This window comes from Corynebacterium sp. HMSC070E08 (assembly GCF_001808895.1).
Lineage (GTDB): Bacteria > Actinomycetota > Actinomycetes > Mycobacteriales > Mycobacteriaceae > Corynebacterium > Corynebacterium hiratae.
In genome coordinates, this window is sequence record NZ_KV794785.1 from 1 (window position 1) to 14,270 (window position 14,270).

Below are 14,270 nucleotides of genomic sequence, written 5' to 3' on the forward strand. Positions count from 1 at the left end.
TTTATCCACACGAAATGTCCCTTAAGCCAATTTTCGATTTTGTGACCTTGGATGACTGTGTCGTTTTGAGGAGTCGTCTGCACGGATTTCAGAAGTCCTCTGTACTATCGCCATCCACTCCGGAGAGGCCGCGGGCGTTCGTCCACTTCATCTGGAACGCGATTCGACAGAGCGCATTCAATACGATGGTCTTTTTCTCCCTGCGAAGGATGGGGCAGTTTAGGGTGCCAGGGTGTTGACCAGATCGAGGAATTCCTCAGCGTAGGCAATTTGCTTGCGTAGCTTTTCGTAGCGGGTGCGCGTCTCCTCACGAATGTCGGCAAGGGTGGCCTTGGCATTACTCCGTGCCTGCTGTGCGGTATCACTGTCCTGCCCGCCATCTGAACTATGAAGAATCTCCGCAGCTTCCAGGAATTCCCGCATCTGATCCAGAGTAAACCCCAGCGGTTTCATCCGTCGCACCAGCAAAACACGACGTACATCAGCCTCACTATAAAGCCTGAACCCACCAGGGCTACGCCCCGATGGGGTAATCAGGCCGACGTTGTCATAATAACGCAAGGTGGGAATCGACAACCCCGTCTGGTCAACGACCTCGCCGATCTTGAAATTACTGTTTTGCATTGCCTGTTCTCCTTCACGGTGATGTTGCCCACGGGTTCCTGTGCCTGGGTTGGCGGTTGAGTAAAACTCCCGCTACCATGACCACCATCACCAAACCTAAAGTTACTAGAGGGTTGGATTCCTTTCGGGCGTTCGCCCAGTTACCTATCCCCTCAAAGATTGGACATCTATGACTGAAACTAGCACGGCGGCCCCCCGCCCCCTCCTGAGTCCAGACGGCGCTGATGCCCCTACCGGGATCATCGCATCCTTCCGTTACGCATTTTCTTCCCCCGCCCGTATCCGTATAGAGATTCTGGCCGGACTGGCGGTATCCCTGGCGCTGATCCCTGAGGCCATTGCCTTTTCCATCCTTGCCGGTGTTGACCCAGCCATGGGTCTGTTTTCCTCGGTAGTCATGGCCATTGCGATCGCCTTTACCGGTGGCCGCCCGGCAATGATCACCGGCGCCACCGGGGCTATTGCCCTAGTCATTGCTCCTGTGGCGCGTGGTTACGGGATGGATTATTTCATCGCCACCGTCCTGTTGGGCGGTGTCCTACAAATCGTGCTCGGCGCCCTCGGTGTGGCGAAACTTCAGCGTTTTATCCCCCGATCGGTGATGCTGGGTTTCGTCAATGCACTGGGCATTATGATTTTCACCGCCCAACTCGAACACCTCATTGATGTGCCTTGGATAGTCTACCCACTCGTCGGCTTGGGTGTGGTGATCATGATTTTCTTCCCCAAGCTCACCAGTGTGATCCCCGCCCCGCTGGTCACGATTATCGTGCTCACCGGTTTGGTCATTGCCGCCGGTTTGACTGTCCCGACGGTCTCGGACATGGGCAAGATGCCGGAGACCTTACCGTCCCTGTTTATTCCGAACGTGCCGTGGACGTTGGAGACCCTGCAGATCATCGCGCCTTATGCCCTGGCCATGGCCGTGGTCGGTCTCATGGAATCGTTGATGACCGCCAAGCTCGTCGATGACATCACCGACACTCATTCCGATAAAACTCGTGAATCCTGGGGACAGGGGGTGGCTAATATTGCCTCCGGTTTCTTCGGCGGCATGGGTGGCTGCGCGATGATCGGTCAAACCATGATCAACGTCCGCGAATCCGGGGCACGTACCCGCCTATCCACCCTGTTAGCCGGTGTGTTCCTGCTGGTCCTGGTCCTGGCACTGGGCGACATCGTTGGCATGATCCCGATGGCTGCGCTGGTGGCAATCATGATCATGGTCTCGGTCGGCACCATCGACTGGCACTCGGTGCATCCACGCACCCTTAAACTCATGCCGGTCTCTGAGACCATTGTTATGGCCGTGACGATTATTGCGACCCTAGCCACCAGCAACCTGGCCATTGGTGTGGTGTTGGGTGTGGTCACCGCGATGATCATGTTCGCCCGTCGGATGGCACATATCGCTTCCATTGAAAAGGTCTCCGAGATCGACGGCGACGGCGATGGCGAGATTGATACTCGTACCTACCGGGTGCATGGCCAGTTGTTTTGGGCATCAAGCAATGACCTGGTTTATCGCTTTGATTACACCGATTCTGCCCGTCATATCACTATTGATCTCACTGAGGCGGAGATCTGGGATGCCTCCACGGTCGCGACCTTTGACGCGATTACGCAGAAGTTCCAGGACAGAGGCAAAACCGTGTCCATTATCGGGCTCGACGGTCCCAGTCAGGACCGGCTGAACCGCCTGTCTGGCCGGCTTGGCACCGGCCACTAACATCCCCCGACTCGAGCACATCGACTTGGCGCCCCAACTTATAACCGGGGCGCCAGTTTATTGGTGCTGTTGCAAAGTTGGGGCATAGGAAGAGCATAAAAGAAGCGTAGCGGTTAACCGCTACGCTGTGTTGTGGGGATTTTTACTTTTTACGGTGCACGTGTTCTAGTTAGTGGTTCGTTTCTTTCCTCGGGTGATTGCGACGGTATTCCTCGACTAAGTGAGCAATACCCGGCGCAGCCTGGGACAACATCCAGGTCATAAGCGCTATAAGAACCCCTATGACGATAAGTGTTAACGCCAACCAGCCCAGTGTTGGTCCGATGCCGTTGGCCTCCTGGACGTGACCCCACAAGGCAGACACGCCGTCGGGTATGCCGAGCATACTTAGCAGCCCGTTCCCCAAGGCTCCGACAGCAACGAGTGCGATAGCAACGAAGAGAACACTGGCTGCAATCCACGAGGCAGACATGCAGGCCTTAATAAAGTTCGTGTTCGACTTTTCCATGTCGTCGTTGTACTTTTTGCGCTCTGCACGTATCTTCTCCAGCAGCTTTTCGTTGGACTCCTTCTCCTGGAGCAGGGCGCTGCGAGCCTTCTTAGATGCTTCTGCTGCCTTGTGCAGGCTTTCGGACTCTTTCGACATTGCCTCAGATACAGCTACTTCTACCAGCGGTTCCAGGCTAGAAGTCAGGCTCGAAGTCATCTGAGCGTTCAGGCTCTGGGCTACTGCTTGGCTGGAATCCTTGTCGAGATGGATGGGGCTTTCGGCTGCTTTGAGTACCAGCTGTTGCATCCTTGTCAGACGCGACATCTGCTCGCTTATCTCGATTAGGTACCCTTTTACCCCCTCCAGGCCGTTGGGCAGATCCTCGATGTTCCTTATCAGCCCGGTGATCATCTGCTGCACTTCCATCATCGTTACTTGGAAGTGACTGCTGCTCACGTAGTTCTTGTTTGCGGCGAGATTGCTTTTTACGTTCCTTAATTCGCTTCCGCTTGCGTCAACCTCGTCGAGAAGTCGCTGGGCAGAGAACTGAGAATGTCCCCTGTATTCTCCGGCAGACTCTTCAGTTTCTCCTGCAGCGTCTTGATAGCCTTCTCCGCCTTGTCCAGGCGTGGGCTGAGAACCTTCAAGACGCTGTCCATCTTGCCTTTCGCCGCTGCTTGGGCTAGCTTCGTCATCTCGGTCACTGACACCATGATTGAATACCTCCTGGTTGTTATAGTTTTCTTCCTCCTCGTCATCGAGAAGGCTGGAGCCGTATTTCGCCTCCAAGTCGTCATCGGTTGAATTGGCTTGAAGTGCTGCAAGCTGCCGCGCAAGAAGGGCTGATTGGGCCTCGTTAACGCGTTCGGTCACACCCTCTAGCGAGTAGCTGCGGCCCAATTTTGAGCCAGCTTTAGCTGCTTTACGCTTTCGAGTACGTCCGGCCTTCGTGGTGTTCGTGAAGTAGGCATCCTCGCCGTCGTCGTCGACCAGGGCCACGGTTAGCGACTCACCCTCGGTTTTTGAGTTGGGCTGCACTTTTAGAGACAGGTTGTATTTGCCAGCAATCTCTACTGCCTTCGCCAGTGGGTCGTCAGCATCTGCCACCTGTTTATCCGCGCACAGCTCATTCATGCGCTTGCGGGCAAAATCAGCCCACGTGGCTGCGGTCAGCTCATCCACGCCCAGGCCCGTCGAGTCTGTGGACTTGCCCTCCTTGCGTGCCCTGCGCTCAGCAGGAAGCAGCGATATTTCCGGCTCTCGCTCCAGGACACGCATCCCCAAATCGCGCATCAGCTCGTCGTTGATATTGCGCAGCTTGTACCAGTTGCGCATATCCCGAGGTACAGCCTTCTTTGTCTGCGTATCGTGGTTGGCAAAGACGATATGGTTGTGGACACAGCCGCTTTTACTGTCGGTGTGCGTAGCCACGGTAAACGGAACTCCCGTGCCCTGCGTCAGCCGCATCGCCAGCTCTGAGCCAGCCGCATTAGCCCGAGCTACATCGGCCGGGTTATCCTTATCCAGCTCGTCTTTAGCCCACGATTGGATATAAATAATTGCTTCGTCAGTGCGCTGAGCCGGAGCATATCGCTCCATTTCTTCCACACTGGCTTCCATGAAGTCCACACCCGACCAACGGCCAGCCGTAGCCTCCGGAGAAAACGATTCAGCGTTAGGTTGAACCGTGCATAAAACATCGGCTCGCACCTCACCCTTGCGGGCATTGTCTGCCGTTCCATAGACGGCGTAGACCGTTGCCGCGCGGATATTCTGGCTGTAGTTAATCTTGATTGTGGACAAAGTCCTTCACCTCTTTGCGAAGAGAAGAAACCTCGGAGCCAATGCTTTCTACAGCCTCAGACACGGGGGCCACGCCGTCGATATTCGCGCGGCGAGCCAACTGGTTTAGATTGACGCCAATCCGCCGCAGTTGGTCGTTCATCTCGTCCAGGCGGCGCAGCGTGTCCGGGGCCAAACGCTTTTGCGTCAGCACGCTCTCCTCCTCCGCGAGGACATAGAGAGCTTCCCGGAACACGACGGCCTTTTGCACCCCTACGACCCGTGCGACCTCCTCGACAAATCGGTCTAAATCCTTATCGAGGCGCACGGTTGTACGCGAATATGTCGAGAACCTGTCTCGCATATCCACCTCCTACTTATCGTGCTTACTGTGGCAGGGTGGCCCCGACTGCTGATGCAGCCAGGGCCACAGTCTGTTTGTAAGGGTCACGCTTCTCCGGTGTCGGCCCCCTGAATCTGCGGGGCAGATTCAGGCGTACTCGCCACCGTCAAAGACGGCCCTCACAAACAGGCGGCAAGCAAATACGTGCCGCCAGAACGAAACTAAGCCCTGGGGAAGATTCCATCGATCGCGTCGTTGATGCTTTACCGCCGCGTGGTCCATACGAAGCGAAAATCACCGTCCGACTATGGGACGGAACGACTTACCGCCCGACAATCCGGGCAAGGACAAAGGGGGAATTCCGGCGAATTGCCGTCGAGAAGCGGGACAGCAAGCTCAACTCGACGTCGACCAATTGGGATAAGAGTAAGAACTTCTCGGCGTTCATTACCGACGTTTCTAAGCCGGCCATCCAGGCGGCACGGCTGCGGCCGAACACGCGCGCCCGGTATGAGCTCGCATTGAAACAGGCCGAAGCACAGCTTGGAAAACATGCCATTGGCGAGGCTGTGAAATTCCGAACTCTCGAACGCGCATTGCAGGCCATCGCCACCGCAAACGGGTCGGAATCCGCACGGCAGGCCCGTACTGTCGTGAGCAAGTATATTCTGGATCAACTCATCCGCGAGGGCGTTATCGACCACAACCCGTTACGCGGAATCAGTATCGACCTCGGCGAGGTCAAGAAGGGCAATAAACCGCAAGGTGGTCACGCCCTGACGAACGCACAATACGACGCCGTTGTAGACCATCTCATTGCACGCGATACGGCCAGACCGTTACCACCGGGTACGGACAGACGAGCAAGCTCCATCGCAAAACATGACAACGTGGTCGCGCTGGCACTACTACAAGCGGGGACGGGACTTCGCATCTCAGAGGCGCTGGCGGCGACGAGACAATCTGTAAAAGTCGCTAATGGGCAAATCGCGATCAGCATTACATCTGATCAATCCAAAACGCACAGAGGCCGTTCTATCCCGTTCCTGGACAAGCGTGTCGAAAAGTTTTGGTTAAACCGGCTCGACGGACTAGGAACGACCGACCCACTGATCCCTTCGCCAGGAGACAAGCAGGCGCACTGGCGCACCGACAACGCCGTGAAAGCGTCAGCGGCTCTGTTTAAAGATGTCGGCGCGCAGGTCCAGGACGACCACATCGCTTTAATGAGATCCCATGACTGGCGCACGGTGCTCAATAACCGGGCCATCGCGCGAGGGGTGCCCGCCCAGGTGCGTGCAGCCTACTTCGGGCATGACGTCGACGTGAACGCGCGCAACTACACGGATTGGACTGATGTCGACGCTATGCGGGGAGCCTTGAATCTCGGTGAAGAAAGTGGGACTCAAAACGGGACTTAAGAGTCGGTAATCCGCGGTAAGGCGCAGTAAGGCCCAGTATGCTTATACCTCTCTAATCAGCAGGTAAAAGGGTAATAACTGCAGGTGGCTCGAACTTGAGGGTGAGAACCCAGAGGTCGTCGGTTCGAATCCGGCCCCCGCTACCAACTTCCAGAACCCCACCAGTCAACATGGCTGGTGGGACTTCTTCGTTTTCGACTAGCGGGGCGGAACCCCGATTTGCGGAACGATGTTTGTGTCTAGGAATCCTGTGGCAAGAGCTAAGTGGATAGAGTGGGGTCACGTATAAATCGCAAGGTAATGGAGGATTGTCATGTCTGCTTCGGCTCCACGAGTATTGCTCCTTGGGTTTGGCGCAATCGGGCGTCAATTGGTGTCACTCTTTGACCCATCGGAATTCGAAGTCAGTGCATTTGTTCGTGATGCTGCCCCGCACCGAGAACGCGGCGCCTTGGGAGTATCCCTTTACGATGACAACCTTCCCAGGCTCATCGATGCCCACGATATCGTGGTTGAATGCGCAGGCGTTGCGGCGGCGAAAGAACACGGACCGGCGGTGATTACACGTAGCAAGGATCTGGTGTTGACTTCAGTAGGCGCTTTGGCCGATCCTGATGCGCGCCAAACACTGTTGTCTGGGCCTGGAAAAGTGCATGTCACCTCTGGTGCGATCGGCGGATTTGATTTGTGGGCAGCGCTTGCAGAGTCGAATGCCGTGGACACCGTAAAGATTCGAACGACCAAGAAAGCCGAAGCCCTCATTCAAGGCTGGATGAATGATGACGAGCGCGCGCAACTAGAAAACGCAACAGAACCGTTTCTACTTTTCAGTGGCAGCCCTAGTGACGCGATTGCAAAATTCCCTGGCAACGTCAATGTTTCCGTCGCCCTTGCCTGGGCGACTCGCGGCAAAGGCCCCAGCGATGACGAGTTACTTGCGCGTTCACTTGAGCGCGTATCGGTTGAGCTCATTGCTTCTCCGAATCTGATTAGAACACGTCATGACATCGAGGTATCAGGCTCTGCCGGTAAGTTCTCTCTGGTTAGCGAATCTGCTCCCAGTCCCGTAAATCCCAAAACCTCAGCCATTACGGCGTTGTCGGTTGCGCACACTTTAAGACACGCGATGGCTCCGCTTCAGTAGCGGAGGTGGTGCCCTGCAGGGTGGAGTACTACGTCACGACAGTCACCGTAAATAAGCCCCGAAATCTTGAAGATTCGGGGCACTATTTACCGTGAATGACGTTCTTCGGGAGAGCGGTTAGCGGTTCAGGCTTCTAATTACGACAACCAGAGCGATAACGAGACCGAACAAGACTAGCAATCCAAGCCCCACCAAAAGGAAGGGGAATCCGGAGAAGAGCGATGAGTCATCGTTGTCTTGCGCGCGGTTCTCCGTGTCTTCTTTATCTTCTTTTTCTGCTGGCGCAGAGGGCTTCTCGGTCTCGAGTTTGACTGGCGCAAAGGTCGGCTCCGGAACGGGATCGCCCATGGCGTCTGCCACGAGGTCATAAGTAAGCACCGGCAACTGGGTGTTTTCGTCGATTTCTTGCTCGGTCAGGAGCTGCTCGTAGTTAACAGCGATGTATTGCTCGCCGCCCTGCCACACTTTTTCGATTTCCGGAGTCCCAGAACCATCGTTGTGCGAACCTCCATAGCGGTTGGCAAAGAGGATCGGTGCTGGGTAACTGAAATCGATTGTGCCGTCTTTAATTACGACGGCGCGGGAACCCTCCAGATCAATTTTTGCGCGTGCTTCGTTGTAGCCGGTAAGAACGAGGGAGTCACCCGGCCCATTGTTGTCAAAGTCATCGGCCTCTTCGACCATGGAGACCGTGCCGGCAACCTGTTGCCCGTGTTCGGCAGAGATGCGATAAAAGTGGGTTTCGCCAGGCACAATCTGTGCGCGTACCGGCTGCTGTGGGGTGAGCTCAGCAGCGTCGGTGAACCACGTTCCGGGAGTAACCTCAGTGGCGCCACCGGAAGCCGTGACGTGGCCGGGTTCGGTCTTTTCCTCGGCCGGATCTGGTTGGCCCTCCATGTCCGGCTCGCCAAAGCGGGTGATGGTCACTTCCACCCCCAATTCTTCGTCCTGCTTCCAGTCACCGTTTCTTTCGATGGCGAAGGCAAGCTCATCGGAGTTGCAGCCCTCTTCACCGCCTTGGGTGCTATACAAGGTTGCTGTTTGGTATTGGTTCGGGCCGAGGTCATTAGCGGTAGCGGTGTCGAGCTTGCAGGATAGCTCGGCTGAATCAATACCTAAGTGGAATGATCCACCTTTTCGGAAGTTGTTGATGCTTGGTGTTTGCGTCGTGTTGGCACTAATCACCACGTGCTCGCCTTCAGCAATGGGGGTGGTGAAGTAGGTGGTGGATTCAGCGGAGTGCCCTTTACCTTCCGTCGGTGGAAGGGTGGTGGAAAAGGCCTCTACGTCACGGCCTACCTTGGCCGGGGAACCTTCGGTTTCGCCGCCTTCGATCTCCTCTAAGTCTGACTCGTAGGCGTTGAAGGTGCGCGGTGCTGCGCGGTTGAGTTCCTTGGCCAAACTATCGGCGTCGGAGGCGTCGGCGTAGGTCCCGCCGGTGGCGTCGGCAATGCACTGCAGTTCCTGCTGTGCCTCGGGCTCAACGTTGAAGCCGACGGTGTTGATGACTAGGTCGATGCCCTGTTCTTTCAGCTCTTTCGCCACATCACACACGGGTGGCGGGGTGCAGGTGGCAACGCCATCGGAGACCAAGATGATGCTGCGCTGGCCTTCCTTTGGTAGCTCAGCGGCGGCCTTGCGGAGGGACTCGCCGATGGGGGTGAAACCACGTGGCTGCAAGCCATCCATATGGGCGATCATTTTCTCAGAGTTACCGGCCTCGGGTGGTGTTACTACGGTGATGTCCTGGCAACCGGCCGCCTCATCTTCGGGGGCTTCGCCGGTGTTGCCACCATAGGTGACAAGCCCCAGAGGGGCGTCATCCCCGGCTTCGGTGATGAAGGTGCGGGCAGCCTCCTTGGCGGCATCAATGCGGGTCTGCCCGCCGGCATCGTTGGTGATCATCGAGCCGGAGGAATCGAAGACCACCATGGTTGGAGCCATGTTGCTCGAAGAGGAACTGGAGGCATTCGTCTCTTCTTCAGCAGCGGCTACTGGGAGGAGACCTGATGCAACGGCAAGAGCGGTTGTTCCAAGAACAGCGATCAACGCCGTTAACAGGGGCGTTAGAGAGAAGCGTGACGTGTTATCCATGTGAGCCAAGCTACATTGAACGCCTGCGTGCCGCTTGCATTCGAAAAGGCGGTGGGGAATAACCCCCGAGCTACCTGCATGATTCTTTTTTAAAATCGCCCCCATGACAGCAGAAGATGACTTTTATGCCCTGAAGTATTCCTTCGACAGTGTCCCCACGCGCCCGATCATCGACTTTGAGGAAAGCTCCCGCCCAGATTCGCCTACCACCTCCAAGCTGTGCGGAACCCCGTACCTGCCAGAGCACGCGCCGTACCCCGAGTACGACGACGAGCCCATGTTCTTCATTGCCCAGTTCAACTTCGCTGAGTTTGAACCGCTTCCCGGTTTCCCTACCTCCGGCCTCCTTCAGCTTTTCGTACCCGGTGAGTACGGATGGGGAATGGAACTTTGTAACAAGTATGTGGCGACAGGTGAACGCACTTCCACGCCCTTCGCTCGATACCTCGAAGATCTTTCCGCCCCACACGTAGGCGAGGTGCCGGAGGAAGTAGAGGATTCAGGAGAGCACCCAGCGGAGGAACCGCTGGAGGCTACGACTATCGACGGGAAGCTGAGCGAGCTGAGCGTTACCGAAAACGCGCACGAGTTCGGCCGCACCGCCTTCTGGAACAATGATCTCCGTGCCCTCCTGCGGCGCGGCGAGGACCTGGTGGATGTTCACACATACGGCTGGGACATTATCACGCGGCGCGTTATCGACGGGGAAACCACAATCGAGGCGACCAAGCTCCCCGGCGATACCAAGGACGGCCAGAAGGAAATGTTCGATGAGATTGTGGCCCGCGTTGAAGCCGAGGGGTTCAGCGTTGATCCCACCGCTGAGGAATCAGAGGAGCGCGTAAACCTCGAGGACGGGCAGTGCGAGGTTCGCCTCGGCGGCTACGCCACCTACTGGAACCCCAGCAAGCTGCCTATCGGCGATGAGCACATCACACTCGCGACGGTGGATAATGGTGGCACCTTCGAATGGGGTGATGGAGGAATCGGAAACTTCTACATCCACCCGGAGGATCTCGCTGCGCGTAACTTCGACAAGGTTCTCTTCGACTGGGACTGCGGTTAAAGCGGCTGCTATCCCTATCACTCATCCAGCGCCCGCAGGTAAAACCACCAGATCAGTGCGCGCCGGGGAATATCGAGCAGCGGGCGCAGGAAGGTGAGGCGGGCGGGCTGGGAGGAGGCGTCGACAAGCAGCAGCGTGCGCCCATCCCGCAGGAGCTCCAGCGTAAAGGTTTCCTCGCCGCGCTCGATATGGCCGGGGAGGGTGCCGTACGTAAATCCACAACGTCCAGGCTCCTTGAACACCTTTACTACCCGGCAGCGAAACTCCCACGGCCCCAACCCGAGGCCGACCTCCGCGCCTTCTTCCACCGTGGCGTGGCTGGGGCGAACCCGAAAAAGACCGCTGCGCTGCAGGCGCCAGCGGAACAGTTTGTCTGCGGCGGTATCGAAATCGGCATCGATGACACGGGACATGTGGAGCTGCGGGAAGCCCTCGGTGGAGGAGTAGGACAGTGGCTCAGGCATGGGACTTAGCCTAGTCAAACGGCCCTTAGATGATGCTTGAGAAGAGTAAAATAGGGTGTATGCAGGAGAAACGACAACGGCTCATCGTGCCGGATCTCGCGCGTGGAACGGCCCTACTGGGCATCGCCATGGCGAATGCTGTGCAGAGCTGGGTAGTCAATGATTGGTCGATAGGTCCCAGCTCCACCGTGGGTGGTGTGCGCCCCGGCAGCACTTTAAACATTTTCTCCGCGGTATTTACGGCCATGGTTGTTCGGGTACGTGGCCTGCCCATGTTCTGCATGCTGTTGGGATTCGGCATTGGTCTCATTGCTGCCAGCCTGCACCGCAAGGGCTACACCGATACGGAATCCAGACGCATTCTGGTACGCCGCTACGGGCTGCTGGCGGTCTTTGGCCTGGCGCATGGCTTCGTGCTTTTCGACGGTGACATCATGCTGGTCTATGGCCTCATGGGCATCGCTTTGGCTTGGTGCTTTACGCTTTCGACGCGCATGCTGCGGCGCATTGCCTACTGGTTCTTTGGCGGCTATGCGGTTTTCGCCGGTTCGGGTGCATTGGGAGCCTATTGTGGTTACTTCAGTCCTCTGCCCAGTTCGCGGCCGATGACCAGGGAGCTTGTCACCTTCGGTGATTTCTTCGGCCGCAACGTGCGCGGTGAGATCGCTGCTTTGGGACAGATCCCCTTGATGTTTGTTGGGCTGACCGGTGTTTTCCTCATCGGGTACATCTGGGCGCGGGAGGGTGTGCTGGCCAGCGTTTCTGCGCACCGCCGCACCCTAGTCACCTGGGTTGTCATCGCAGGCGTGGTCATCGTCTTTGTGGGGCTTCCGTGGGGCCTTGCTGCCGCTGGTGTCCTGCCAATAGAACTGGAACCGGTCTTCTTCATGCTGAACCAAGCTTTCGGTTTTCTTACTGGGCCGGGCATTCTGGCTGTACTGGCACTGCTCACAGAGAACCTCAACAACCGTGTTCCCGGGTGGGCCTATGCTTTTGTAGCGCTGGGCAAGCGTTCAATGTCGGGCTACATTGCGCAGTCGATATTATTCATTGTCCTGGTTACCCCGGCTGGCTTCGGTCTGGGAGCGGATGCTTCGGTGAGTGGCAAGCTCGGAATCGGTCTGTTGGTCTTTGTCCTGACGCTGCTTCTTGCCGCTTTGCTTGAGGCTTGGGGCAAACCCGGCCCATTCGAGTGGGCGCATCGCCGGCTGGCATACGGTCCAACGGGCCGCATAGAGCCTAAATCAGCAGGTACACCGGCCTGACGATGGTTTAAGCGGCTGATTCCTCATGCAAGAGCCAGCCGCAGAGATCTTTTTGGGCGCGGACGACGCCTCCGGGGTAGCTTTCCTCGAGCTCCAGCTTGACGTTATCAAAAATGCGCTCTGAGATGAGCTCCGCGCGTTCTCTGCTCAGCTTCCCCCGCAGCTCATCGAGCGGCACCTTGAGCTCCGTATATGGGCTCGGCCGGAAGTACCATGACCGCATGTCGTCGGAATAGACGACGATAATCGTCTTCGTCATATGCGATTCCAGCACTACGTTCCCAAAGACCAGCGATGTCAGCTTCTTGGATTCCATGGCCGCGATTGTAGGCTGTCGTCGATGATTTAGCTGCTGAGACAAAAGAGAAGACCCAGAACCAAACCGTTCTGGGTCATCGGGAAACTAGTGATTAGCGGTGGAGGCGTGCGTTAAAGATGGCAAGGCCGGGACCGTGAATAGGCTCCACCTCAACAATTACCTTGTCCAGCCCGCTGATGTTGATGGGGCCAGAGTTTACTACCTGACCGGGCCTAACAACGTAAGACTTCGCGTATTCTGCGCGGTTCTTGCCGAGGTAGACCTTCACGATGGCGGAGTCGTTGCCCTCCCTGCGCTTGATGTTCTCATCCCAAGCAAGGCTAAAGGTCAGGGTGTTGTACTTGCCATTCAGATCGCCTCGTCCGACGTACGCTTCACTGTCCGATGTGGTGCGGGTACGGACCATGGTGTCGGAAATGGTTTGGCCATTGACCGTAATGCTGTTGACGTAGTCCATGTTCAGCAGGTACTGGCTCGAGTTTGGCTGAACAAGGTTCTCACTTGTCACTGATGGGCGCGGAGCCGGTTGGGTCGTGCTGCCGGGGCCAGAGTGCGAGCTGCCAGCACCGTTAACGGCACCGGCGATGATGGCGATGATGGTGATAATGGCACCAATAATCTGCGGCAGGGTTTGCTCAAGCCTGTAAAGATGAATCATGAGAGCTCCTTGAGAGAGAAGAGAATCGCCAGTATGTGGCAGATTTATAATGCCTCCTGTGTGATTGCTGTGCAATAGCTTGGGAGATCAACTTTAAAGTTTGTTACGTGAGGGGCGTGAGTTTCATGATTTGCGGCCAGTTACATTGAAAGGTCTATTTTCGAATCCCCCCGGGGGTGGGGTTCAGGCAGGGGTGACGGGTTGGACAGAGAGGTAGTTCGCATCGCCCGCGCAGCCTTCGAGGCCTTCGACGCGGATGAAAGCGCTGGCGGTTTCGCCGGGTGGGTACACGCGCAAGCCGTCGGCTGTCTGGGGCTGGCAGGAAGCGGGATCGAGGACCCCAACGTTGGTCATCTTGAGGCCCGCGCGGGCCGACTGGCCGGGCTGAAGCGTGACGGTTGTTGCTTCCTTGCCGGTTTCGCGCACAGCGGCGGCGCCAAGCTGGGTGCCGTCATCGTTGGTGACGGCGGAAACACCGGGGAAGCCGTGCAAAGTGCAGGGTTCGGAAGACGTATTGGTGAAGGTGATATCCGCCAAATGCGAACCGGCAGCGCCTTGCTCATCGGCTAAGCCGATATCGAGCTGGGCCGTTGCGCAGGATTCGTTGCCAGCTGCGGCCGGGTCAGTGTTCTGTGTCGATTCAGCGTCGTCGCCTGCCACAAGTTGGGAGTCCTCTGGGGCCGGAGCATCGGCCTCGGGCGATTGCGGAGCCGCGGGTGCTGGAGCCCCGGATTCGGCGTCGGCGGCCTGGGTGGTTGTAGGGGAGACGTCGGAAAGCGTGGCGTCGGTGCTGTCATCGGTGGCGCAGCCGGCCAGCGCAAGGGCAAGAGAACCGGCGGCGAGAACGGGGAGTAGTCGCTGCGTAGTCATG

Annotated in this window: 13 protein-coding genes; 5 read left to right on the forward strand and 8 right to left on the reverse strand. The window is 57.1% G+C overall.

The genetic code is table 11. From position 1 onward, the window contains the following. Positions 1–219 precede the first annotated feature (219 nt). A complete protein-coding gene (locus HMPREF2526_RS09320) occupies positions 220–624 on the reverse strand; it encodes a MerR family transcriptional regulator (protein ID WP_005293770.1) in 405 nt (134 codons plus the stop codon). Positions 625–793: 169 nt separating this feature from the next. On the opposite strand from HMPREF2526_RS09320, the gene HMPREF2526_RS09325 reads away from it, so the two are divergent. Beyond that, positions 794–2,353: a SulP family inorganic anion transporter gene (locus HMPREF2526_RS09325; protein WP_034664651.1), complete on the forward strand. Its 1,560-nt coding sequence runs from the start codon at positions 794–796 to the stop codon at positions 2,351–2,353. 169 nt (positions 2,354–2,522) lie between these two features. Here the strand turns inward: HMPREF2526_RS09325 and HMPREF2526_RS09335 are convergent, their stop codons facing one another. Both HMPREF2526_RS09335 and HMPREF2526_RS09340 read right to left on the reverse strand, forming a co-directional pair. Next, a complete protein-coding gene (locus tag HMPREF2526_RS09335; RefSeq protein WP_246819883.1) occupies positions 2,523–4,646 on the reverse strand; it encodes a relaxase/mobilization nuclease domain-containing protein in 2,124 nt (707 codons plus the stop codon). After that, complete coding sequence (locus HMPREF2526_RS09340) at positions 4,627–4,989, reverse strand: MobC family plasmid mobilization relaxosome protein (RefSeq protein WP_070547126.1); 363 nt, start codon at positions 4,987–4,989, stop codon at positions 4,627–4,629. Before HMPREF2526_RS09340 ends, HMPREF2526_RS09335 begins: the two co-directional genes overlap by 20 nt. A gap of 500 nt (positions 4,990–5,489) precedes the next feature. Here HMPREF2526_RS09340 and HMPREF2526_RS13645 point away from each other — a divergent pair, with 500 nt between their 5' ends. Further along, the gene (locus HMPREF2526_RS13645) at positions 5,490–6,389 is read left to right on the forward strand and encodes a tyrosine-type recombinase/integrase (RefSeq protein WP_246819884.1); all 900 of its coding nucleotides are present in this window, start codon (positions 5,490–5,492) and stop codon (positions 6,387–6,389) included. 313 nt (positions 6,390–6,702) lie between these two features. Further along, positions 6,703–7,533, forward strand: a complete 831-nt coding sequence (locus tag HMPREF2526_RS09350; RefSeq protein ID WP_070547127.1) for an aspartate dehydrogenase domain-containing protein — start codon at positions 6,703–6,705, stop codon at positions 7,531–7,533. 117 nt (positions 7,534–7,650) lie between these two features. Here the strand turns inward: HMPREF2526_RS09350 and HMPREF2526_RS09355 are convergent, their stop codons facing one another. Further along, complete coding sequence (locus HMPREF2526_RS09355) at positions 7,651–9,627, reverse strand: vWA domain-containing protein (protein ID WP_246819885.1); 1,977 nt, start codon at positions 9,625–9,627, stop codon at positions 7,651–7,653. Between the two features lie 103 nt (positions 9,628–9,730). On the opposite strand from HMPREF2526_RS09355, the gene HMPREF2526_RS09360 reads away from it, so the two are divergent. Continuing rightward, a complete protein-coding gene (locus HMPREF2526_RS09360; RefSeq protein ID WP_070547128.1) occupies positions 9,731–10,693 on the forward strand; it encodes a YwqG family protein in 963 nt (320 codons plus the stop codon). Positions 10,694–10,710: 17 nt separating this feature from the next. Here HMPREF2526_RS09360 and HMPREF2526_RS09365 read toward each other — a convergent pair whose 3' ends face one another. Continuing rightward, a complete protein-coding gene (locus HMPREF2526_RS09365; RefSeq protein WP_070512087.1) occupies positions 10,711–11,157 on the reverse strand; it encodes a DUF1990 domain-containing protein in 447 nt (148 codons plus the stop codon). A 59-nt stretch (positions 11,158–11,216) separates the two neighbouring features. On the opposite strand from HMPREF2526_RS09365, the gene HMPREF2526_RS09370 reads away from it, so the two are divergent. Next, complete coding sequence (locus tag HMPREF2526_RS09370) at positions 11,217–12,422, forward strand: DUF418 domain-containing protein (RefSeq protein ID WP_070547129.1); 1,206 nt, start codon at positions 11,217–11,219, stop codon at positions 12,420–12,422. 7 nt (positions 12,423–12,429) lie between these two features. Here HMPREF2526_RS09370 and HMPREF2526_RS09375 read toward each other — a convergent pair whose 3' ends face one another. The 3 genes from HMPREF2526_RS09375 to HMPREF2526_RS09385 all read right to left on the reverse strand — a co-directional run bounded on the left by HMPREF2526_RS09375 (position 12,430) and on the right by HMPREF2526_RS09385 (position 14,269). Further along, on the reverse strand, positions 12,430–12,738 hold the full coding sequence (locus HMPREF2526_RS09375; protein ID WP_070547130.1) for a hypothetical protein: 309 nt from the start codon (positions 12,736–12,738) through the stop codon (positions 12,430–12,432). Positions 12,739–12,832: 94 nt separating this feature from the next. Continuing rightward, positions 12,833–13,399, reverse strand: a complete 567-nt coding sequence (locus HMPREF2526_RS09380; RefSeq protein WP_070547131.1) for a hypothetical protein — start codon at positions 13,397–13,399, stop codon at positions 12,833–12,835. Between the two features lie 183 nt (positions 13,400–13,582). Next, complete coding sequence (locus HMPREF2526_RS09385; RefSeq protein WP_070547132.1) at positions 13,583–14,269, reverse strand: DUF4232 domain-containing protein; 687 nt, start codon at positions 14,267–14,269, stop codon at positions 13,583–13,585. Position 14,270: the final 1 nt, after the last annotated feature.